The organism is Pseudomonas mucidolens, assembly GCF_900106045.1.
Lineage (GTDB): Bacteria > Pseudomonadota > Gammaproteobacteria > Pseudomonadales > Pseudomonadaceae > Aquipseudomonas > Aquipseudomonas mucidolens.
Map to the genome: position 1 here is coordinate 1 of NZ_LT629802.1, position 20,119 is coordinate 20,119.

Annotated in this window: 17 protein-coding genes; 9 read left to right on the forward strand and 8 right to left on the reverse strand. The window is 59.1% G+C overall.

The genetic code is table 11. From position 1 onward, the window contains the following. The 3 genes from BLU75_RS27610 to yjiA form a co-directional block, all read left to right on the forward strand. Positions 1–400, forward strand: a 400-nt coding sequence (locus BLU75_RS27610; protein ID WP_331717135.1) for a carbon starvation CstA family protein, incomplete at its 5' end; no start/stop codon positions are given. Positions 401–415: 15 nt separating this feature from the next. Beyond that, entirely contained in the window at positions 416–613 is a 198-nt protein-coding gene (locus BLU75_RS00010) for a YbdD/YjiX family protein (RefSeq protein WP_084376418.1), read from the forward strand. Between the two features lie 150 nt (positions 614–763). Further along, positions 764–1,723: a GTPase gene (yjiA, locus tag BLU75_RS00015; protein ID WP_084376417.1), complete on the forward strand. Its 960-nt coding sequence runs from the start codon at positions 764–766 to the stop codon at positions 1,721–1,723. Positions 1,724–1,925: 202 nt separating this feature from the next. On the opposite strand, the gene glyA is transcribed toward yjiA, so the two are convergent. Both glyA and BLU75_RS00025 read right to left on the reverse strand, forming a co-directional pair. Next, positions 1,926–3,179, reverse strand: a complete 1,254-nt coding sequence (glyA, locus tag BLU75_RS00020; protein WP_084376416.1) for a serine hydroxymethyltransferase — start codon at positions 3,177–3,179, stop codon at positions 1,926–1,928. A gap of 216 nt (positions 3,180–3,395) precedes the next feature. After that, positions 3,396–7,247, reverse strand: coding sequence for a bifunctional diguanylate cyclase/phosphodiesterase (locus BLU75_RS00025; RefSeq protein ID WP_090221334.1), 3,852 nt, complete (start codon positions 7,245–7,247; stop codon positions 3,396–3,398). A 285-nt stretch (positions 7,248–7,532) separates the two neighbouring features. Here BLU75_RS00025 and ettA point away from each other — a divergent pair, with 285 nt between their 5' ends. Together ettA and gdhA are read left to right on the forward strand one after the other, a co-directional pair. Then, positions 7,533–9,197: an energy-dependent translational throttle protein EttA gene (ettA, locus tag BLU75_RS00030; protein ID WP_084376414.1), complete on the forward strand. Its 1,665-nt coding sequence runs from the start codon at positions 7,533–7,535 to the stop codon at positions 9,195–9,197. Positions 9,198–9,658: 461 nt separating this feature from the next. After that, complete coding sequence (gdhA, locus tag BLU75_RS00035) at positions 9,659–10,996, forward strand: NADP-specific glutamate dehydrogenase (RefSeq protein WP_084376413.1); 1,338 nt, start codon at positions 9,659–9,661, stop codon at positions 10,994–10,996. Here the strand turns inward: gdhA and BLU75_RS00040 are convergent. From BLU75_RS00040 to BLU75_RS00055, 4 genes are all read right to left on the reverse strand, one after another. Further along, positions 10,993–11,490 (reverse strand): GreA/GreB family elongation factor, encoded by a 498-nt coding sequence (locus BLU75_RS00040; RefSeq protein ID WP_084376412.1) that lies wholly within the window; start codon positions 11,488–11,490, stop codon positions 10,993–10,995. The two genes, gdhA and BLU75_RS00040, sit on opposite strands and share 4 nt — an antisense overlap. A gap of 132 nt (positions 11,491–11,622) precedes the next feature. Next, on the reverse strand, positions 11,623–11,928 hold the full coding sequence (locus BLU75_RS00045) for a chorismate mutase (protein ID WP_084376411.1): 306 nt from the start codon (positions 11,926–11,928) through the stop codon (positions 11,623–11,625). A 35-nt stretch (positions 11,929–11,963) separates the two neighbouring features. Next, positions 11,964–13,817, reverse strand: coding sequence for an Lnb N-terminal periplasmic domain-containing protein (locus BLU75_RS00050; RefSeq protein ID WP_084376410.1), 1,854 nt, complete (start codon positions 13,815–13,817; stop codon positions 11,964–11,966). 91 nt (positions 13,818–13,908) lie between these two features. Continuing rightward, positions 13,909–14,397, reverse strand: a complete 489-nt coding sequence (locus BLU75_RS00055) for a DUF3015 domain-containing protein (protein ID WP_084376409.1) — start codon at positions 14,395–14,397, stop codon at positions 13,909–13,911. A 264-nt stretch (positions 14,398–14,661) separates the two neighbouring features. Between BLU75_RS00055 and BLU75_RS00060 the strand changes: the two genes are divergently transcribed. The 4 genes from BLU75_RS00060 (at position 14,662) to BLU75_RS00075 (ending at position 19,056) form a co-directional block, all read left to right on the forward strand. After that, complete coding sequence (locus BLU75_RS00060) at positions 14,662–17,100, forward strand: Lon protease family protein (protein ID WP_090221335.1); 2,439 nt, start codon at positions 14,662–14,664, stop codon at positions 17,098–17,100. A gap of 201 nt (positions 17,101–17,301) precedes the next feature. After that, the gene (locus BLU75_RS00065) at positions 17,302–17,631 is read left to right on the forward strand and encodes a PA4575 family protein (RefSeq protein WP_084376407.1); all 330 of its coding nucleotides are present in this window, start codon (positions 17,302–17,304) and stop codon (positions 17,629–17,631) included. 172 nt (positions 17,632–17,803) lie between these two features. Next, on the forward strand, positions 17,804–18,292 hold the full coding sequence (locus tag BLU75_RS00070) for a TIGR00645 family protein (RefSeq protein WP_029292073.1): 489 nt from the start codon (positions 17,804–17,806) through the stop codon (positions 18,290–18,292). A 146-nt stretch (positions 18,293–18,438) separates the two neighbouring features. Beyond that, positions 18,439–19,056 (forward strand): FKBP-type peptidyl-prolyl cis-trans isomerase, encoded by a 618-nt coding sequence (locus BLU75_RS00075; RefSeq protein ID WP_084376406.1) that lies wholly within the window; start codon positions 18,439–18,441, stop codon positions 19,054–19,056. A 145-nt stretch (positions 19,057–19,201) separates the two neighbouring features. On the opposite strand, the gene BLU75_RS00080 is transcribed toward BLU75_RS00075, so the two are convergent. Both BLU75_RS00080 and BLU75_RS00085 read right to left on the reverse strand, forming a co-directional pair. After that, positions 19,202–19,459, reverse strand: a complete 258-nt coding sequence (locus tag BLU75_RS00080; protein ID WP_084376405.1) for a PA4570 family protein — start codon at positions 19,457–19,459, stop codon at positions 19,202–19,204. Positions 19,460–19,653: 194 nt separating this feature from the next. Next, positions 19,654–19,995 carry a zinc ribbon domain-containing protein YjdM gene (locus BLU75_RS00085; protein WP_084376404.1) on the reverse strand — a complete coding sequence of 114 codons (342 nt, stop codon included), beginning with the start codon at positions 19,993–19,995 and terminating at the stop codon, positions 19,654–19,656. Between the last annotated feature and the right edge of the window lie 124 nt (positions 19,996–20,119).

Sequence of the window (20,119 nt, forward strand, 5' to 3'; positions counted from 1 at the left end):
GGCCGGTATCGCATTGATGCTCGCCACCGTGGTGCTGATCAAGATGAAGCGCCAACGCTATATCTGGGTGACGATGTTGCCGGCCATCTGGCTGCTGATCTGCACCACCGCCGCAGGCTTCATCAAGCTGTTCGACGCCAACCCGGCGATCGGCTTCCTGTCGCTGGCGAAGAAGTACAGCGATGCGTTGGCCAGCGGGCAGATTCTGGCTCCGGCCAAGAGTATCGAACAGATGCAGCACGTGATCTGGAACGCCTACACCAACGCGACGTTGACGGTGCTGTTCCTGTTCGTGGTCTTCAGCATCCTGTTCTACGCGCTCAAGGTTGGCATCGCCGCCTGGGGCAACAAGGAACGTACGGATAAAGAAGCGCCATTCCAGGCGGTTCCGGACGCGTAATAGAGGGTTGCAAAGATGTTCAATGACCTGAGTCGCCTCGGTAAATACCTCGGTCAGGCCGCACGCCTGATGGTCGGCATGCCCGACTACGACACCTACGTCGAGCATATGCAAACCAAGCACCCGGACAAGCCGATGATGGACTACGAGGCGTTCTTCCGGGAACGCCAGGAAGCCCGTTACGGCGGCAAGGGTGGGCCCAAGTGCTGTTGACCCAGTAGTCCCTCTGTAGGAGCGAGCTTGCTCGCGAAAAAACTGAAGACACCGCGCTTATTCTGGATTCATGCGGTTTCCTTGAGTTCTTCGCGAGCAAGCTCGCTCCTACAGTTGTTTTTGCTTACCCATTTTTAAGGAGAATTGCGTTTGTCCTCTCCCATTCCCGTCACAGTCCTCAGTGGCTTTCTCGGTGCCGGCAAGACCACGTTGCTGCGTCACCTGCTCAAGACCGAGCACGGCTTGAAGATTGCCGTGATCGAAAACGAATTCAGCGATGCCGGTATCGACAGCCAACTGTTGGGCGATGAGCCGGTGCAAGTCATGACCCTGTCCAACGGCTGCGTGTGCTGCACCATCCACACCGACCTGACCAAAGCCCTGTACCTGCTGTTGGAGCGCCTGGACAGTGGCGAGATTGCCTTTGATCGCCTGGTGATTGAATGCACCGGCCTGGCCGATCCGGCGCCGGTGGCCCAGACCTTTTTCATCGACGAAGAACTGCGCGAGCGCTACCTGCTCGACGGCATCATCACCCTGGTGGACGCGGCCCATGCCGAGCATCACCTGACCCAGACCATCGCCCAGGCGCAGATCGGGTTTGCCGATCGGCTGCTGGTCAGCAAGCGCGACCTGGTCGACGACGCCAGCTTCGAGGCCCTCAGCGAACGCCTGACCCGCATCAACCGCCGCGCGCCAATCCGCGTGGTGCAACACGGGCAGATCGACCTCGCCGAACTGCTGGATGTGCGCGGCTTCAATCTCAACGCCGGCATGAGCCTGCGCCCGGTCCGCCAGGCGCCGTCCGTCGATCGCATTTCCAGCCTGGTGCTGCGCACCGAACAGCCGCTGGATATCGATCGCCTCAGCGAGTTCATGAATGAACTGCTGGAAGACCACGGCAAACAGTTGCTGCGTTATAAAGGCGTGCTGAACATTGCTGGAGAAGACCGGCGCATGGTGTTTCAGGGCGTGTTGAAGCTTTACGGGTTCGACTGGGACACCGAATGGGCCGAAGGCGAGACGCGCGAAAGTGTGATTGTGTTTATTGCCGATGAGTTGCCGGAAGACAAGATTCGCCAGGGCTTTGCAAAGGTTCATCAAGCCTGATTTGAAATGCGATCAGCAAAGGTGGGAGCGGTGGTGCGACGATTCGACTTGCTCGCGAAAACAGTGTGTGAGCCACAAATAAACTGACTGATCCGCCGCCTTCGCGAGTAAGCCTGCTCCCACATGTCAACGGCATTTCGAATTCATATCGACATAAAAAAGCCCGGCGCAGGCGCCGGGCTTCTTATTCAGGCGACTGTAATTACGCGCCGTATACCGGCAGCTTCTTGCAGATAGCCTTGACCTTCTCACGCACGGCATCGATCACCGCTTCGTTGTTCAGGTCGGCCAGGATGTCACAGATCCAGCCAGCCAGTTCCTTGCACTCGGCTTCCTTGAAGCCGCGAGTGGTCACGGCCGGGGTGCCGAAGCGCAGGCCCGAGGTGACGAACGGCGAACGTGGGTCGTTCGGCACCGAGTTCTTATTCACGGTGATGAACGCCTTGCCCAGAGCGGCATCCGCGTCTTTGCCGGAGATGTCCTGCTTGATCAGCGACAGCAGGAACAGGTGGTTTTCAGTACCGCCGGAGACCACGTCAAACCCGCGCTCGATGAAGACGGACGCCATGACCTGGGCGTTTTTCACCACTTGTTGCTGGTAGGTCTTGAACTCAGGCTGCAAGGCTTCCTTGAAGCAGATGGCCTTGGCGGCGATCACGTGCTCCAGTGGGCCGCCCTGGGCACCCGGGAATACGGCGGAGTTGAGCTTTTTCTCGATCTCGGCGTTGGCGCGAGCCAGGATCAGGCCGCCACGTGGACCGCGCAGGGTCTTGTGGGTGGTGGTGGTCACCACGTCAGCGAAAGGCACCGGGTTCGGGTAGACGCCGGCGGCGACCAGGCCCGCTACGTGAGCCATGTCGACGAACAGGTAGGCGCCCACTTTGTCGGCAATAGCGCGGAAACGTGGGAAGTCGAGGATCTGCGAGTAGGCAGAGAAACCGGCCACGATCATTTTTGGCTTGTGCTCGACCGCCAGGCGCTCGACTTCGTCGTAGTCGATCAGGCCGTTGGCATCGATACCGTATTGAACGGCGTTGTACAGCTTGCCGGAGGAGGAAACACTGGCGCCGTGGGTCAGGTGACCACCGTGGGCCAGGCTCATGCCCAGGATGGTGTCGCCACCTTGCAGCAGGGCCAGGTACACGGCTGCGTTGGCTTGGGAGCCGGCGTGTGGCTGGACGTTGGCGTAATCGGCGCCGAACAGTTCCTTGGCGCGGTCGATGGCCAGTTGTTCAACGACGTCGACGAACTCGCAACCGCCGTAGTAACGCTTGCCCGGATAACCTTCGGCGTATTTGTTGGTCAGAACCGAACCTTGAGCCTCCATTACCGCAGGGCTGGTGTAGTTTTCCGAAGCGATCAGCTCAATGTGCTCTTCCTGGCGCTGAGCTTCTTGCTCCATGGCGGCAAAGAGATCGGCGTCGTACTTGGCAATAGTCAAATCACGGCTGAACATGGCGGTCCTCAAGGATCGGGGGCAGAAAAGGAGGGCATTCTAACTCAATGGGTTTTAGAAGGCATATGAAAGGACATCATGTCGCGGACAAGCGGGGCTCATCTGGATGATTGGGGGTGTATGTGTCGCCTTCGCGAGCAAGCCCGCTCCCCACATTTGAAATGCATTCCCCCGTGGGCTTGGTCGCGAAGGGACCATTGGCCTCACAACCGAATGTCAGTCGAACATGAACAGCGCATCACTACAGAACTGCGCCTCGAAACGATTCGCAGGCATTGGCCGCCCGAACAGGTAGCCCTGGACTTCGTCGCAGCCGTGCTCGCGCAGGAAGTCCAGTTGCTCGTGGGTTTCCACGCCTTCGGCGATCACCGCCAGGTTCAGGCTGTGGGCCATGGCGATAATGGCGCGTGCGATCTGCGCATCTTGCTCACCGGACGGCAGGCCATCGACAAAGGTGCGGTCGATTTTCAGCACGTCGATAGGGAATTGCTTGAGGTAGTTGAGCGATGAGTAGCCGGTGCCGAAGTCGTCCACGGCGATGCTCAGGCCGAGGTTTTTCAGGCTGGCGAGGATCTGCATCGCTTCATTGACTTCGCGCATCAGGATACTTTCGGTCAATTCCAGCTCCAGGCAAGCCGGCGGCAGACCGGTGTCCTTGAGGATATTGGCGATCCGCCTGCCCAATTGACCGTCGGAGAATTGCCGCGCCGAAATATTCACCGAGACCTTGGGTACCCGCACCTTGTTCTGGTGCCAGGTCTTGAGTTGGCGGCACGCCTCGCCGATCACCCAGTCACCCACATCCACCACCAGCCCCAGTTCTTCCAGTACCGGGATGAAATCCCCCGGCGGGACCAGTCCCCGGCGCGGATGACGCCAGCGCAGCAGGGCTTCGGCACCGGTCAGGCGTTTGCCGTCGCCGCTGAATTGCGGTTGGTAATACAGCACGAACTCGTTCTGGTCCAGGGCATGGCGCAGGTCGCTTTCCAGCTCCAGGCGCTCTAGCGCACTGGCGTTCATGTCGGCCTGGTAGAACTGGAAGTTGTTCTTGCCACGCTCTTTGGCGTGGTACATCGCGGTGTCGGCGTTTTTCATCAACTGGCTCAATTCGTTGCCGTCTTGAGGGCTCAGTGCGATACCGATGCTGGCGGTGACAAAAAACTCACGGCCTTCCAGCACAAAGGGCTTTACCAGGCTGGCCAGGATCTGCTCGGCCACGTGAATCGCTCGGTTCAGCGCCATTTCCCGACTGGTGCGGGGCTGCAGGAGCAGGGTGAACTCGTCGCCGCCCATGCGCGCCACGGTGTCGTCTTCAGCCACGCAGCCGAGCAGGCGGGTGGCCATCTCCTTGAGCATGCGGTCGCCGGCGGCGTGGCCCAGGGAGTCGTTGATCGGCTTGAAGCGGTCCAGATCGAGGAACATCAAGACCACCCACGACTTTTGCCGCTCCGCCGACTGCAATGCGGTGTGCAACCGATCCTGGAACAGGGTTCGATTCGGCAAGTGAGTCAGGGCGTCATAGTAGGCCAGGCGGTGGATGCGCTGTTCGCTGGCCTTACGCTCGCTGATGTCGCTGAAAAAACATACATAACTGGCCAGGTCACCCTCGTCATCGAACACGGCAGTGATCCCGACCCAGGCCGGATAGTGCTCGCCGCTGCGCCGCCTGAGCCACACTTCACCTTCCCAGGTGCTGTGCTGGTGTAATTGCTTGAGGACGTAACGCAGGTGGGCTTCCTGCTGCTCGTCGACGGTCAGCATGTTCGGCAATTGATCGAGCACATCGGCCACGGCATAGCCACTGACCCGGCTGAACGCCTCGTTGGCCTGTACGATATAACCGGCCGGATCGGTGATCAGGATCGCTGAGGTCGAGTGTTCGAATACCGTGGCCGCCATGCGCAGGTCTTTCTCGGCACGGCGTTGCTGGCTGATATCGCGACCCACCCCGAGGATGCCTTCGAACGTACCTTGTTCATCCCAGACCAGTACCAGTCGCAGTTCGATCGGTACCTTGCGCCCATCGGCACGCAGGCAGTCGAACAGAAACACCTGGGTCTGCACGTCGTCGCGCAGTAACGCCAGGGCGTCGGGTTTGTCCAGGGCGCGGCTGACGCGTTCTATCAGGGTGTAGATACCCATCAGCTGTTGCGGGTTGGCGATCGTCGATTGCCAGCCATTCTTGAAGATCCAGTCGACCTCATAGCCCAGCACGGCATTCACTGACGGGCTGACGTAGTTGAGGGTCAGCTTGCTGTCGGTGGAAAAAATCACATCGCTGATGCTTTCGGCCAGCATGCGGTAGCGCTGCTCGCTGTCACGCAGGGACTCGCTGGCTTCGATCTGGTCGGTAATGTCCTTGGCCACGCCAATGATGCGAGTGACCTGATCGTTCTTGTCTCGCGCCAGAGCCTGCTCGCGGATGTCAAAACAGCGCCATTGATTGTTGCGGTGGCGAAAGCGCAGTTGGCATTGCAACTGACTCATGTATCCGGCGCTGCGCTGTTGCTGGCGCAGGTCGTGATACGCCATGGCGTCTTCGGGATGAAGCAGGATTTCCCAGAAGTACTCACCCATCTGCTGCAGCTCGGACTTGTTGTAGCCCAGGGTGTGCCCCAGATGGTGGTTGCTGAAAATCATCCGCTGGCTGATCACGTCCTGCACATACAGGTGATCGGGCACGGTACGCACCACGTCCGACCAGAACCCTTCGCGCTCGACCAGTGACAGTTCGATCAGCTTGCGGCTGGTAATGTCGCTGATGCTGAGGATCACGGCTTTATAGTCGTGCTGCTCTTCGGGCAGGCGCATGACCAGCCACAAGTATTGGCCGTTGCCCTGTATGTCGCTGAGCTGAATCTCCAGTTCCAACTGTTTCTGCTGGGTGAGTACCGCCTCGAGCACTTGATCGCCAATCGCGATGTGTTGCAGCGGGCCACCTTCGATCAGGCGCTCCCAGGCTTGCTCGCAGGACGCCACATTGAGCAGGCGCACAGCCACCTGGTTGACCTCGGTGATGCGCAGCTCCTTGAGCAGTTGCTGGCGTTGCTCAGGGCTGTTTTGCAGCCACTCCTGTAACTGCTCGCGGCTGTGCAGGCGGGCTTTTTCGAAAAGTCCTGGCAGACCTGACAGGTCGAGCACACACAAGGCCACGCCGGTACCATCGAAAATATCCTGGTAGCGCCGTCGGCCTTCGTTGACCTGGCGCTGGCGGCGCCGCATGTTGAGCAGGACAACCACCGGGATCAGCGAGAAGGCCAGGCCCAGCAGGCATTTGCCGATAAACGCGGGCAGTAGCTGTTCGAGCACGGCGGTGCGATCAAACAGCTCACGCAGTTGCCAGTCACTTTTACTCAAGGGGGTGACCAGCACGGTTTTGTTCAGCTCGTCCGGGGTCAGGGAGGCCGACGACTGGACTGACATGCCGCTGTCCCGGCTGACGATCCGCTGGTTCAGGTGGTTTTCGATGATCCACATCGGCCGCTGCCAGTATTCATCCTGTTGGGTCAGGTTGGTCAGGTAGTTGGGCGCCAGGCGCAGCGCCCAGTACAGCTTGGCGCCGCCGCTGGGCTGATGCAGCAGCAGATAGATCACGCTGCCGTCGTTGTTGTTGCTCAGGTAATAAGGCTGGCCGTGGCTGCGCTTGACCAGTTCTTCGAGCCAGGCACTGTCCAGGCTGTCATCGGCCGTGTCGCGGATCATCGCGCCGCTGGGGGCAAGCAGGGCCAGGCTACGCAGCTCTGGCAAGGAACGTTGCAGGGTGCGCATCAGCGCTTGCTGCTGCTCCAGGTCACCCGGGGGCTCGACAATCGGCAACAGGTTGAGGGCGATCTGCGCGCTCAGGGCCATGTTCAGGCTGATCTTCTCGGCCAGGTCGGCGCTGTGGTCAATGGTGTGCTGCTGTTGGTTCTTCTGGTTCTGCTGCAATTGGTCCAGCAGTTGCCAGAACAATAAGGCGAGCAGCAACAAGACCAGCGTCGCCAATGCGCCCTTGAGGGTTCCGTGCAGGGGCGTGCCCGGCGCAATGTGGGCTGCGCGCAGGGGACTTGGCTTTGTTACGTTGGTCAAGCTGTGATCCTGCGGTTTGGCTGGATTGGCGCGCGACGTGCACTATAAGCCGGACGCCCGAAGGGCGGCTAGCATGCCTTGTGTTGTGGCAAAGTGCCAGCCCTGCTCGGCTGGACGGGTCAGGCGCATTCAGGTAGCTTTGCCGGTTACGCGAGGGCGTTCCAGCCCCAAACAATCAGGCTCTTTCCGCACGCAGGCATTGATAATCATCAACGGCCCGCGCCGCGCATGGCCTGGCACGGGTTACGCCCGCTTAATTCATCAGTCACTGACGCTAGGTTCACCATGGCTCAATACGTCTTCACCATGCATCGGCTGGGCAAAGTTGTTCCGCCGAAGCGGGAAATCCTGAAAAACATTTCATTGTCCTTCTTCCCTGGCGCCAAGATCGGCGTGCTCGGCCTTAACGGTTCGGGTAAATCCACGCTGCTGAAAATCATGGCGGGTGTCGATACTGAATTTGAAGGCGAAGCTCGCCCGATGCCAGACTTGAACATCGGCTACCTGCCGCAAGAGCCGATCCTCGATCCGACCAAGACCGTGCGTGAAGTGGTCGAGGAAGCGGTCAGCGTGATCAAGAACGCTCAGGCCCGCCTGGACGAGGTCTACGCCGCTTACGCTGAAGAAGATGCCGACTTCGATAAACTGGCCGCCGAACAGGCCAAGCTGGAAGCCATCCTGCAAGCCAGCGACGGCCATAACCTGGAGCGCCAACTCGAAGTGGCCGCCGATGCGCTGCGCTTGCCCGCGTGGGACGCCAAGGTCGAGCACCTGTCGGGTGGTGAGAAACGTCGTGTGGCCCTGTGCCGCCTGCTGCTGTCGGCTCCCGACATGCTGCTGCTCGACGAACCGACCAACCACTTGGACGCCGATTCCGTGGCCTGGCTGGAGCATTTCCTCCACGATTTCCCGGGCACCGTGGTCGCGATCACGCACGACCGGTACTTCCTGGACAACGTTGCCGGCTGGATTCTGGAACTTGACCGTGGCGCCGGTATCCCTTACGAGGGCAACTACTCCGGCTGGCTGGAAGCCAAGTCCGACCGTCTGGCTGCCGAATCCAAGCAACAATCGGCCCACGAAAAAGCCATGAAGGAAGAACTGGAATGGGTGCGCAAAGGCGCCAAGGCCCGCCAGTCGAAATCCAAGGCACGTCTGCAGCGCTTCGAAGAAATGCAGTCGCAGGAATTCCAGAAGCGCAGCGAAACCAACGAGATCTACATCCCGGCCGGTCCGCGCCTGGGTGACAAGGTCATCGAATTCAAGAACGTCAGCAAGGGTTATGGCGATCGCGTGCTGATCGACAACCTGTCGTTTGCCATGCCTAAAGGCGCCATCGTGGGCGTGATCGGCGGTAACGGTGCCGGTAAATCGACCCTGTTCCGCATGCTGATGGGCAAGGAAACGCCGGACTCGGGCAGCATCGAGATCGGCGAAACCGTGCAGTTGGCTTGCGTGGACCAAAGCCGTGACGACCTCGACGGCAGCAAGACGGTGTTCCAGCAGATTTCCGATGGTTCCGACCAGATCCGTATCGGCAACTATGAAATTCCGTCGCGCACCTATGTCGGTCGTTTCAACTTCAAGGGCGGCGACCAGCAGAAGTTCGTCAAGGACCTGTCTGGCGGTGAGCGTGGTCGCTTGCACCTGGCTCTGACCCTGAAAGAGGGCGGCAACGTCCTGCTGCTCGACGAACCGTCCAACGACCTCGACGTCGAAACCCTGCGTTCCCTGGAAGAGGCCTTGCTGGACTTCCCGGGCGCCGCGATTGTGATTTCTCACGATCGGTGGTTCCTTGACCGCGTGGCCACGCACATCCTGGCGTACGAAGACGACTCGCAAGCGGTGTTCTTCGAAGGTAACTACACCGAGTATGAAGCGGATCGCAAGAAGCGCCTGGGCGAAGCCGCAGCCCAGCCGCACCGTGTGCGACACAAGAAACTGGCCTGATTCAGGTCGGTGATTAAAAAAAGCGGGGCCTTGGCTCAAATGCCGGTCAGTTAAGGGAACGCCGACTACTGTAGGAGCGAGCTCGCTCGCGAAAAACGTCAACGATAACGCGTGCATTCTGGATAAACGCGGTGCCTTGGCGTTCTTCGCGAGCAAGGGTTAGGCGCCCCCTCGCTCCTACAGAAAAAGGCTTAACTGATCGGCATTAAGCCTTGGCTCCGCTTTTTTTTCGATTTTTTCAGGTGGCGCGGGCTTGCTCGCGAAGGCGGTTTGTCTATGGGGGCAAGATCAACTTTTGGCATCCCCATCCAGGTGCAGTAAATCTCAAAAAGGTGACTTATTTATATCTAATGCACCATTTAAATTCACAAATGCGACACTTTGCTCTGTCGCGGTGCGTGTCGAGTTGTTAAAGTTCGGCTCAAATCTTCGCTAACGACAATAATTTGCCGGGACTTTTCATGATCGAAACCGTTGAATCCTTCCTTGCCCGCCTCAAAAAACGTGACCCGGATCAGCCTGAGTTCCACCAGGCCGTTGAAGAAGTCCTACGCAGCCTGTGGCCGTTTCTTGAAGCCAACCCCCACTATCTGGCCTCCGGCATCCTGGAGCGCATTTGCGAACCGGAACGCGCCATTACCTTCCGCGTGTCGTGGGTGGATGATCACGGCAAGGTCCAGGTCAATCGCGGTTTCCGTATCCAGATGAACAGCGCCATCGGCCCTTACAAAGGTGGCCTGCGTTTCCACCCCTCGGTGAATCTCGGGGTGCTGAAATTCCTCGCCTTCGAGCAGACCTTCAAGAATTCCCTGACGTCGCTGCCCATGGGCGGCGGCAAGGGCGGCTCGGACTTTGATCCCAAGGGCAAGAGCGACGCCGAGGTCATGCGTTTCTGCCAGGCGTTCATGAGCGAGCTGTATCGCCATATCGGCGCGGACGTTGACGTGCCGGCTGGCGATATCGGCGTGGGCGCCCGGGAAATCGGCTTTTTGTTCGGCCAGTACAAGCGCTTGAGCAACCAGTTCACTTCGGTCCTGACCGGCAAGGGCATGAGCTACGGCGGCAGTCTGATCCGCCCGGAAGCCACCGGTTTTGGCTGTGTTTATTTCGCTGAAGAAATGCTCAAGCGCCAGGGGCAAAGTGTCGACGGCAAACGCGTGGCCATTTCAGGTTCCGGTAACGTGGCGCAATACGCGGCGCGCAAGGTCATGGACCTGGGCGGCAAGGTGATTTCCTTGTCCGATTCCGAGGGCACCCTCTACAGCGAAAGCGGTTTGACCGAAGCGCAATGGTCAGCTGTGCTGGAGCTGAAAAACCTCCAGCGCGGTCGCATCAGTGAGTTGGCGTCGCGCTTCGACCTGGAATTCCGCGCCGGCCAGACGCCCTGGGAGCTGGCGTGCGACATTGCCCTACCATGCGCGACCCAGAACGAACTGGACGCCGAGGCTGCACGCAGCTTGTTGCGCAATGGCTGTGTTTGCGTGGCGGAAGGCGCCAACATGCCGGCTACCCTTGAGGCTGTGGATATCTTTATCGACGCCGGCATTCTGTTCGCACCGGGTAAAGCTTCCAACGCAGGCGGTGTAGCGGTGAGCGGTCTGGAAATGTCGCAGAACGCCATGCGTCTGCTGTGGACCGCTGGCGAAGTGGACAGCAAGTTGCACAACATCATGCAGTCGATCCACCATGCCTGCGTGCACTACGGCGAAGAGAACGGCCGGATCAATTACGTGAAGGGCGCGAACATCGCGGGCTTTGTGAAAGTCGCGGATGCGATGCTGGCCCAGGGTATCGTTTAAGCCTCGGGTTCAATCCGCAGGATCTCGATCAATTGATCACCGATGGGGCGCTTCCATAGCACCTCGTCACCGACCTGTGCACCCAGCAGCGCCTTCCCCAGCGGTGAGCCCCAGTTAATCAGGCCCAAAGCGGCATCGGCCTGGTCTTCACCCACCAGTTGAATGCGCTGCTGTTCGTCCTGTTCGTTGGCAAAGGTGATCCAACTGCCGATCTGCACTTTTTCGGTGGAAGTGGCCGGGGCGACGACGAGGGCGCTGTGCAGCCGCTGATTGAAATAACGCAAATCCCGCTCCAGGTCGGCCAAGCGTTGCTTGTCCACCTGTTCACCTTTGGTCGACTCTTGGGCATGTTCGTGCTGCAACTGGGCCACCCTGGCCTGCAACTGCCCCAGCCCGTGGGCGGTAAGATGGTTGGGTTGCGCGCTGACCTGGCGCTCCACCGGCTGGCTGGCCTGGGCAGCGGCGCTGTCTTCGTTGACGAAAGCTCGACTCATGACATTTCTCCTGCAATGGAGTTTGGGCCATGGTCGCAGGTGATTAGTTTCGATGGATGTCTGAAAGCGACCTGTTTCGGACGATGATGTGAAGGTCAGGTGAGGGATGGTGCTTAAGCCGATCACAGCGGCCTAAGCCTGCGGCTCACTCGAAAGCACAGCATGCTCCGCCAACTCCTGCTGGATAAACGCCGCAATCATTGCCCGATAAACCTGCTCGGTGACATCGGCGTTGGCGCCCAGGGCGTGCGATAAATCACGCACCTTGGTGATTACCTGTTCGACGCGCTGAGGCGCCTTTACCCCATCACTGTCTTTTTTGAAACGGGCGGCCTGTGAGACGAATCCGCCGCGTTCGGCCAACAGAGCAACGATCTGGCGATCGAGGCGATCAATGTTTTCCCTGACTTGCTCAAGGTTGCTGCAGGTAACGGCCATGTCGGTTGGAACTCCTTATTGAATGAACGCGCCAATCAGTAGTGATACCACTTCACCTCAAGCATTACCTCATTGACCGGTGTCGCCAAATGGCTGAACTCGCGTTGCGCGCTCAAGCGCACGCCAAGATTGCGTGACACTTCCCACTGTTGATTGAGGCTGATACTACGCCGCACTTCGCCGTTGGTGAAGAAATCGCCCTTGGCTTCCAGGCTGAGGTTGCCCAGCGGATTTCTCCACAACAGGCCAGTGTTGAAACCGGCGGCGGGGGAGATGAACTCGCTGAAATCGTTGTTATGCTCCACGCGCACGGTCCCGAGGGCGAAGCCGAGCATGTCGTCACGCAGTTGCCAGGTGCCGCCGGCGCCGCCGTTGACGTGGCTGACCAGGGTTTCGTCGTCATGTTTGCCCGGTACACGCTCAAGGCCCCCGGTGACTTGCCAGGACAACGGTTGCAGCAGCTCGTTGCGCGGCGTCAATGAGCGGATGGTCGCCAGGTCCAATTGCTGCAATTGCCAGTTATTGCCTTCGTACTGGCGCAGTTTCATTTGCAGGATTTCGATCTGCGCGCCCAAGGGGAAGCCTTCGGCGTTGTCGTTGAGGTCGTGGTAGGCCATGCGCAGGCCGTATTCGCCGAATGCTTTATCGCCCCGGGTGCCGATACCGGCTTGCCAGGTGCGTGATTGATGGCCGTTCTCGGGCAGGCCCGGACGTTCGATTTGCAGGTTTGGAGCCGGGTTCTGATTGATGGCCCGCAGCAGTTCGAAACTGCGCTGGGAACGTTCAGGGTCGCGCTCAAGCCCATTGGCGCGGTAGCGGCCTAGGCGATAGGCGGCATCGATGATCAAGGCCTGGCGGTCTTTGGCGAGGGTCTTGAAGGTCGGGTCCTGCAGCTGTTTCTGGTCGTCGCTGATCTTCAGCACCCATTGCTGCTCGTCACTGTCCAGGGGCTTGGCACGCTCCAGCAACTCACGCTCGCGGGAGGGGCGGTAATCGATTTTTTCCACCAGGCCTGCGTCTTTCACGGCTTTGACGGTGTCGGTGGGAATGGCCGTCAGCGGAAACTGTTCCGTCAGGCGCAGACCGGGGCGAGCCACTTGCAGCAGCTCCAGCAGACGGTAAGAGCAGTTTTCGTCGAAGAAGAAATAGTCGAACTGGATCTGCTTGAGTTCCCACACGTGCTCGACCATGCGCTCGGTTTCGACCTGGGTCAGGTTCAGCCGGTATTCCCACAGGTCGCGGTTTTCCAGGCTGCGGTATTCCGAGAGTTTCTCCTGGTACGGCACCAGCGCGAACAGTCCGGGATAGCCGCCCATCAGGCCTTTCCAGGCGTACAGCAGGCTGTTGTCAGAGCCTTCGATATAGGCGCCGAAGTTGATTGCGTAGCTGAGCAGGGCGGTGTTGTTGCGCTGCACGTCAGCCTGGTCGATGCGCAGCAGGGTGTGTCCGAACATCGACGATGGGCTGTTGAGGTATGCCGCCGGGAAGATCATCACCGCGCTGTGGGGCGCGACGTCCTTGAACCATTGCTTGAATTCCTTGCAGTCCGCGGCGGGCAAGTCAGTCAGTTGCAATTGGTCCTTGAGCCAGCGGGTGCGTGCCGGATAAACGCATTGGGCGTGTTTTTCGCCGAGACTGGCCGGCGCGTAGAGCGCTTGCACGGTAGCCTGCAGTTCGGCGTCCGGATGATGCGCGCCGTCTTTGGCAAGAAAGAATCGCTGGTCGCTGACATAGCTGCGCCAACCGCTGAGCTTGCCGCTTTCGTAGTGCCCCAGCGACAACCAGAAGGGATCGTTGGCCAGTTGCTGCAAACGTTGATCATCAATGTGCGGCGCCGCGTACAGCGGGGCGCAGGTGAAGAGTGCCAGCCAGGCAAAGCGTTTGAGCATAGGGGCAACTTAAGTCGGAATAAATAAAGACCCAAAGGGGGCAGGTCCAAAAAACAAAACCCGCGCCTCGCAAGGCGCGGGTGGGTCGAGCTTAAGCCTGGGTGGCATATTTCGCCAGACGGGCGTCGCCTTTCAGGACGGCGAGGGTGTTGGTGTGCACATCTTCTGCGGTCACGTCAGCCTTGCTGAAAATTTGTTGGAAGTGCTCGTGAGTCACTGCTGCGAAGTGGTCGCGATCTTCAGGCGCGACACCCAGCACCACGGCATAGGTGGTCAGTGCTTCGCCATTGCCTTTGGCCATGTCTTCGGACAGCTCGTTCATCATGCCATTCATGGCAATCCACGATTTGCCGCCGTAAGACAGCGCGCTGTTGGTGCTGCAACCGTTAGTGCCTGAGGTCATGCCGAAGGTGGCGTTACCCGAAGTACCGTTGGTGGTGGAGGCCAGGAAGTGGGCGGGCGTGCCACGTTGGCCTTCAAACAGCATGTTGCCCCAACCGCAGTTCGGGCCACCTGGCGCTTCAGCCATTGCATTGAGGGAGACGACGGTGAAGAGAGTACCGAGAAGGATCCGTTTCATAGCTTTGTTCTCTTTGTGTGCGAACCAATGGACAAGGATTCAGGCGCCTCTAGCGCCCTAGGGGGCGGTTATTAGTCCACCCCGCGCAGTATTGAGTTTAGGCATGAACCAAGGGTTCCGTGAGTTTTTGTAAAACAATCGGCGAATGGGTGTTTTTTACAGGAGGCGGCTTGTGTCTATGCTTTCCCTAAACCGTGCCTTGCCAGCCAGCCATACGCGGCGCCAGAATGCCGTCATCTGCCCCGCCTGATGTAAGGAAGCCCGATGCCTGATCCTGTAGCTGCCAGCTTGCGTCTAGCGCCCGAAGCGCTGACTCGTCCTTTTTCCGCTGAACAGTTCAGCTTCTCGACCACCAATGATTTGGAGCCCTTTCGCGGTGTGCTTGGCCAGGAACGTGCGGTCGAAGCCTTGCAGTTCGGCGTGGCCATGCCACGTCCCGGTTACAACGTATTTGTCATGGGCGAGCCCGGTACGGGCCGCTTTTCGTTCGTCAAACGCTATCTCAAGGCCGAAGGCAAACGCCTGCAGACCCCGGCGGACTGGGTCTATGTGAATAATTTCGACGAACCTCGCGAACCCCGGGCCCTGGAGTTGCCCGCGGGCGGGGCGGCGGCGTTCATCGCCGATATCAACGGGCTGATCGATAACCTGGTGGCGACCTTCCCGGCGGTGTTCGAGCACCCGACCTATCAACAGCGTAAAAGCGCCATCGACCGTTCCTTCAATCAACGTTATGACCGAGCGCTGGACGTGATCGAGCGCCTGGCCTTGGAAAAAGACGTGGCGCTGTACCGCGACAGCACCAATATTGCGTTCACGCCGATGCTCGATGGCAAGGCGCTGGACGAGGCCGAGTTCTCGCAGTTGCCGGAGGTCGATCGCGAGCGTTTCCACAGCGATATTTCGGAGCTTGAAGAGCGCCTCAACGAAGAACTCGCCAGCCTGCCGCAATGGAAGCGCGAGTCCAACAACCAGATGCGCCAATTCAACGAGGAAACCATCACTCTGGCCTTGCAGCCATTGCTGGCGCCGTTGTCGGAGAAGTACGCGGAAAACGCCGGCGTGTGCGGCTACCTGCAAGCGATGCAGGTTTATCTGCTGAAAACCGTGGTCGAACAGTTGGTGGACGATGCAAAAACCGACGCCCAGGCCCGCAAGTTGCTGGAGGAACAGTACTGTCCGAGCCTGGTGGTTGGTCACCCGAGCAATGGCGGCGCGCCGGTGGTGTTCGAACCGCATCCGACCTACGACAATCTGTTCGGGCGTATCGAATACAGCACCGACCAGGGCGCGCTCTACACCACCTACCGGCAGTTGCGCGCGGGTGCGTTGCATCGCGCCAACGGCGGTTTCCTGATTCTGGAAGCCGAAAAAATGCTCAGCGAGCCGTTTGTCTGGGACGCGCTCAAGCGCGCCCTGCAATCGCGCAAGTTGAAGATGGAATCGCCTCTCGGTGAACTGGGTCGTCTGGCCACCGTGACACTCAACCCGCAAGTGATCCCGTTGAACGTCAAGGTCATCATCATCGGTGCCCGTTCGCTGTACTACACGCTGCAAGACCTGGATCCGGACTTTCAGGAAATGTTCCGGGTGCTGGTGGATTTCGATGAAGACATCCCGATGGTCGACGAAAGCCTGGAGCAGTTTGCCCAGTTGCTCAAGACCCGCACTTCGGAAGAGGGCATGGCGCCATTGACGTCGGATGCGGTGGCGCGCCTGGCGACCTACAGCGCACGCCTGGCGGAGCATCAGGGGCGGCTGTCGGCACGTATTGGTGATCTGTTCCAGTTGGTCAGCGAAGCCGATTTCATCCGTCACCTGGCGGCTGATGAGATGACCGACGCCGGGCATATCGAGCGGGCGCTTAAGGCCAAGGCCACACGCACCGGGCGTGTATCGGCACGGATTCTCGACGATATGCTCGCGGGGGTGATCCTGATCGACACCGCGGGCGCGGCGGTGGGCAAGTGCAACGGGCTGACGGTGCTCGAGGTGGGCGACTCGGCCTTTGGCGTTCCGGCGCGGATTTCCGCCACGGTGTATCCGGGTGGCAGCGGCATTGTCGATATCGAGCGCGAAGTTAACCTCGGGCAGCCGATTCACTCCAAAGGCGTGATGATCCTCACCGGTTACCTGGGTAGCCGTTATGCCCAGGAATTCCCTCTGGCGATTTCCGCGAGCATTGCCCTGGAGCAGTCCTACGGCTACGTCGACGGCGACAGTGCATCCCTGGGCGAGGCCTGCACCTTGATTTCGGCGCTGTCGAAGACGCCGCTCAAACAGTGCTTTGCGATCACCGGTTCGATCAACCAGTTCGGTGAAGTGCAAGCGGTGGGCGGGGTCAACGAGAAGATCGAGGGCTTCTTCCGTCTTTGCGAGGCGCGTGGCCTGACCGGTGAGCAGGGGGCGATCATTCCCCAGGCGAACGTTGCGACGCTGATGCTGGATGAGAAGGTCTTGCAGGCGGTTCGGGCCGGACAGTTTCATATCTACGCGGTGCGCCAGGCCGACGAGGCCTTGAGCTTGCTTGTGGGCGAGCCGGCCGGAGACCCAGATGAGGAAGGGCAATTCCCGGAGGGCACCGTCAACGCGCGGGTTGTGGAGCGTTTGCGGGCGATCGCCGAGATGATCAGCGAGGAAGACCTCAAGGAAGCGGAAAAGGAACTGGCGCAGCAGGCATTGGCCGAAGCCAAGCCGAGTTGACGGGTGCAGGGCGAGGGGAGTTGCTCCCCTCGTCATATTTTTGACCCGACAGCCCAGGCCGACGTCGCCGTTGGTCTCTGCGTCCTTGGTTTGTACGGGTTTTCTTCTATTCTCAGCTCAAGGGATATCCACAAGAGTCGCTGGATAGAAACAGCCTCGTCCTTCGAGAGGCTGAATGCCGATCTGCCGAGGGTCGCCGCCATGCCGCGCAACCTTTGCCTCACTCGCCAGTGCCTGGGCCTGGTCACCCGAATTGAATGCTCCATTCGTCCCCTTGCGGGGGATGCCGGCATGTGGGCCTTGTTGTTTGCCGCCGGCATGAGCGGCGAGCAACCCTCGACCATCAAGTCCCAAGGTCCATTTCATGGGCCGTTCGTGGCTGAACATATCCTTGAATCCGTGGTGCAGAGCCTGCTGTTGCATGGCTACGTGCTGGCGGATGACCCACAGATATGGTGTTTGCATCTGCAGGCGCACCTGCGACAGCTCAATGGCGGACGGGCGAGGGCGCTGAGCGATATTCACTCCTGAGCCGGCTATTTTGTCTCAAGCTTGTTCAGCTTTACCTCGAACCTTTACTGCACGGTGTTCAGCGCGGTGCGCGGGCCATAAAAGTGTTGCAGGTCGGTTTTTCGGGTGGTTCTGGGCACTGTGCGCGACTGATATACTCGCCAGCATTTCTAGCCACGCTGTGTGAGATTCAATGGAACGTTTTATCGAAAATGCAATGTACGCTTCGCGCTGGCTGCTGGCCCCGATCTATTTCGGCCTGTCGCTCGGGCTGCTGGCGCTGGCGCTGAAGTTCTTTCAGGAAGTGATTCACCTGCTGCCCAATGTCTTCGCGATGGCCGAGTCGGAGCTGATTCTAGTGCTGCTGTCGTTGATCGACATGGCCCTGGTCGGCGGTCTGTTGGTGATGGTCATGATTTCCGGCTACGAGAACTTCGTCTCGCAACTGGATATCGATGACAACAAGGAGAAGCTCAATTGGTTGGGCACCATGGACTCTTCGTCGCTGAAGATGAAAGTGGCGGCCTCCATCGTGGCGATTTCTTCCATCCACCTGCTGCGGATCTTCATGGATGCCAAGAACGTCGATCCTCAGCACCTGATGTGGTACGTGATCATTCACATGACGTTCGTGATTTCGGCGTTTGCCATGGGTTATCTGGATAAAGTGACCAAACACTGATCAGTGCCGGGCGCTTCCTGGCGCTGTGTCTTGGGCTCATCAAGCGTGGGGCGAGTGTGCTAGTCTGCTCGCCCTTTTAGTTTGGATGACGCGCAGAACCCTGCGGTTTTGCAGGTTTTGCAGTTGTCCTACAGCGGAGCCCTTTAATGTCCGAAGTCAATCTGTCCACCGACGAAACCCGTGTCAGCTACGGCATTGGCCGCCAGTTGGGTGACCAATTGCGCGACAACCCGCCACCGGGCGTGAGCCTGGACGCAATCCTGGCCGGCCTGACCGACGCCTTCGCCGGCGAGCCAAGCCGTGTGGATCAAGAGCAAATGGCGGCCAGCTTCAAGGTGATCCGCGACATCATGCAAGCCGAAGCCGCTGCCAAGGCTGAAGCTGCCGCAGGCGCTGGCCTGGCTTTCCTGGCTGACAACGCCAAGCGTGAAGGCATCACTACCCTGGCTTCCGGCCTGCAATTCGAAGTGCTGACGGCGGGTGACGGTGCCAAGCCGACCCGTGAAGACCAGGTGCGCACTCACTACCACGGTACATTGATCGATGGGACTGTCTTCGACAGCTCCTACGAGCGTGGCCAACCTGCGGAATTCCCGGTCGGTGGTGTGATTGCTGGTTGGACCGAAGCCCTGCAATTGATGAATGCCGGCAGCAAATGGCGTCTGTACGTGCCGAGCGAACTGGCTTACGGCGCTCAAGGCGTTGGCAGCATCCCGCCGCACAGCGTTCTGGTATTCGACGTCGAGCTGCTCGACGTTCTGTAAGACCTGCTGCTTGTTGCCCTAGCCTTATGTAGGAGTCGGGCTTGCCCGCGAAAGAGCGGAGTGCGATACGTTCATCCAGAATGGGCGCGTTATCGTTGACGTTCTTCGCGAGTAAACTCGCTCCTACAGGGGCTTTCAGGGTCGCTCATGGATGAAACTTGCCATTGAGTTCCGTCACCGGGCGCAATGCTCGGGCATAGCAGAACAGAAACAGATTGCGCACCACCTCCTTCAACACACCCGGTTCACTGGAACTCAGCCCATTGACGTCCAGGTCGCCCTGAGCCTGCAGTTCATTCAACGCTTCTTCTTCGAGCACCGCACAGACTTCCCCGGTCTCCCGATGGAGTATCCGCAGGTAGGGGTGTGGACGGTCCAGCCAGGCATCTATCAAATAAGTCATGGTCACATCTCCTTGAGGGATTCAATGAGAATAATTCTTATTCGTAGAATAGCAAGTCCCTATTGGTGAATTACTGGTTTTTCTGTGTAGGCAGTGTGCGCTGTCAAAAAGGACGGCTTTTGCTACTGAAGAGGGTTTGTCGCGGGGAGGGTGAAGCGCCCTCTCGCGCAGGGCACGAGAGGGTGGCAGCACAATCAGACTTTGCGGACGAACTCGGACTTGAGTTTCATCGGGCCGATACCATCGATCTTGCAGTCGATATCGTGGTCGCCATCGCACAGGCGGATATTCTTGACCTTGGTGCCGACCTTGACCACCAGCGAGGTGCCCTTGACCTTGAGGTCCTTGATCACGGTGATGGTGTCGCCGTCCTGCAGGACGTTGCCGACCGAATCTTTCTTCACGGCTTCATCGCTAGCCGCTTCGGGTTCGCCGCTGGCGGACCACTCATGGGCGCATTCCGGGCAGATCAGTTGGACGCCATCTTCGTAGGTGTATTCGGAACTGCATTTCGGGCAGGGTGGCAATGTGCTCACTAAGGCTCCTTGAGTTTCAGGATGGGTAAAAGTCGCACATTATATAGGGTTTTTTACCTGTAGGAGCGAGCTTGCTCGCGAAGAACCTTAACGATAACGCGCTCATCCAAATTCAGCACGGTGT